Source organism: Haloferax sp. s1, assembly GCF_058382125.1.
The window spans coordinates 1-2,582 of the sequence record NZ_JBZRPK010000267.1; the positions used below are offsets into that span (position 1 = coordinate 1).

At 53.6% G+C, this 2,582-nt stretch carries 1 protein-coding gene; it reads left to right on the plus strand.

Features of this window, described 5'->3' with window-relative positions; translation table 11 throughout:
• Positions 1-287 precede the first annotated feature (287 nt).
• The gene (locus tag QT222_RS02630) at positions 288-2,060 is read left to right on the plus strand and encodes a histidine kinase N-terminal 7TM domain-containing protein (RefSeq protein WP_491476212.1); all 1,773 of its coding nucleotides are present in this window, start codon (positions 288-290) and stop codon (positions 2,058-2,060) included.
• Positions 2,061-2,582: the final 522 nt, after the last annotated feature.

Genomic DNA, 2,582 nt, shown 5'->3' on the forward strand with positions numbered 1-2,582 from the left:
CTCCCACTTCGGTGTGAGTCACGTGCGGTGTCGGTCGACGCGAGGACTAATCTGCTTGAAGCGGTGCTGTCGAGTCGATTTAAATTCCGGTAACGTTGTGATTCCAGGAGAGTTTCCATTCGGCACCTTGTCGGCGCGGCAATATTTGTCAGTTGGGACTTCGATTGATGTACTATCTCCGCAGAAATTCGAACAGTACGTCGGTTTGAACAGGTATTTTTATGCATCAGAATCGGCTCAAAACATCCGTTCATGGCTTCGGGACCTTCACTTAGGCTTTTTGAAATATGAGCTGGCAATACACGGTTTTCGCACTCCCGACGCTCTTTGCGATGGTCGTCTCCGCACTTTTGGGTATCTATAGCCTGCACCACATGCGGACGAAGGGACGGTCACCGGTTCTGTCGGCGTTCTTTGCGGTAGATGTTGGGCTCGTCCTCTGGACCGGATTTTCGGCCCTCAAACTGTTGCACACGACCCCGGCGGTGAAACTCCTGTTCTACAAACTCCTCTATCTCGGAGTCGCACCGCTCGGACCGCTCGTGTTTCTCTTCGTTCTCGTCCATACGGACCGGATTCGGAGAATCCGTCCGAGACACATTGTGACAGTCCTGAGCATCCCGCTTGTCTTCTTGGTGATTCTATTTACAAATCCGAGCGATCTTGCCATCGAAACACCGCGATTCATCGAGTCGAACGGACTGGTACTCCTCCGCGTCGATGTCGGGCCTGCCCACTTGTTGTTGCAACTCCTCTACAATGCGGTTCTCTCTACCGCAGCGGTAGGAATCATTCTTTACGAGGCGTTTCGGCTGGGTCGTTCGTACATCCAACAGGCGATACTGGTCAGCATCGGTATTGCAGCACCGTTCATCTTCGCGCTCTTTTCGTCGCTTGGCGTGCCACCGTTCAATCCTGAGGGTGTGAATCTCGTCCCAACATCTGCGGCCGTCACGTCGTTGGCAATCGGGATTGCCGTCTTCAGATACCGATTCCTCGAGTTGCCGCCTCTCGCCTACACCACTGCGATGGAAGCGTCACCAGATGGTGTGTTCGTCCTCGACCCGAACGAGCGAATCGTCCACGTCAACAACCAGGGTGCGTCCTTCCTCGAACAGTTTGCTGCCGATGTCGGCGACCCCATCACGAAAATTTCCCCAAAATTCGACCTCACGACGTCACACGACGACAGCGTCCGGGTTACCCTCGACGACGGAACACCGATGTTTCTCAGCGTTCGGTCTCAACGACTTACCCGCCAAGATCAGGTGGTTGGCTGGGTAATCGTCTTCCGCGACGTTACGGACCTCCACCGACAGAAACAGATGATTCTCGACCAGAACGAGAAACTTCGACTTCTCAATCAAATCATCCGACACGATATCCGAAACGATACGGCTGTCGTGCTTGGAAACGCTCGCCTCGTGGACGAGATGGTCGACGATGAGGCGGTGAGCAAACGTCTCAAGACGATTATTCGGAACAGTGAACATACGGCCGAACTCACTGACACCGTCCGGAACCTCATGAAGACGATGCTCGAAGATGAGGAGACGGCCCACCCAACGTCGATTGGAGGCGTACTCTGGGACGAAGCAAACGAGATTATCGAGGGGAACCCCAATGCCGTCGTCGACCTTCCAGACGAACGACCGGATGTTTCGGTGATGGCCGACGATATGCTCGGGACCGTCTTCCGAAACCTACTCACAAACGCAATTCGCCACAACGACACTCCAGAACCGGAAGTTACCATCTCAGTCGAAGAGCAACCGGACAACGTACTCGTCAGAATCGCTGATAACGGCCCCGGTATCCCAAACGACCGGAAAGACGAGATATTCGGCCGCGGTGAGAAGGGCTTTGAGAGCCCCGGAACGGGACTCGGTCTGTACCTTGTCGATACAATCGTGAGCGACTACGGCGGTGATGTCTGGGTCGAAGACAATACACCCCGCGGTGCAGTCTTCGTCACCAGACTCAGAAAGTCAGAGCTCGGTCAGTCTGACCCCGGTAGTAACCGACAACTGTCCAGTCCTGAAGAAGCGCGTTCGAAGTGAGTTTTTGGTGAATTCGTGGAGTCTCGGATGACCAGCCAGTAGTCGGTCGGCTGCAATCTGCGATGCTATCGCTGATTTCACCCCGGAAACGGACGTTGAACGCCCTGTTGGGATAGACGCTCATTGATAGCACGCAAGATGAGGAACTGTTGGCACCGACACGACAGAAAACCCTCAACAGACCCTTTACATTACCTTGAACTTTTGGATAATGTGGATTTTCTAACTTTTGTAAGCCATCTAAATTATTCAAATATTCTCGGTCTCAATAGTGTTGTTCGATACCAAGGCCAGCGTTTACTGACGATAACGAGGAACGACAACGGTCATTACACCCGCATTGATGGCCTTCTGTACGACTACAGCAGTTGTCTGGCAGTCTTGCTCACTTCCCGCCCATCCACGTCGCAATCAAGACGCTCCGACGAATACGTCATAAGACCTCCATGAGGGCTCTTTCTTCCCCTTCGGGGTTCTCGTATGAGCTGCTCCGTGCCGTCAAACGCAACGAGGGTAGTGACG

Bases quoted from the DNA above. Each gene is read 5' to 3' on its own strand.
- QT222_RS02630 (WP_491476212.1), top strand. From the start codon at position 288: ATGAGCTGGCAATACACGGTTTTCGCACTCCCGACGCTCTTTGCGATG.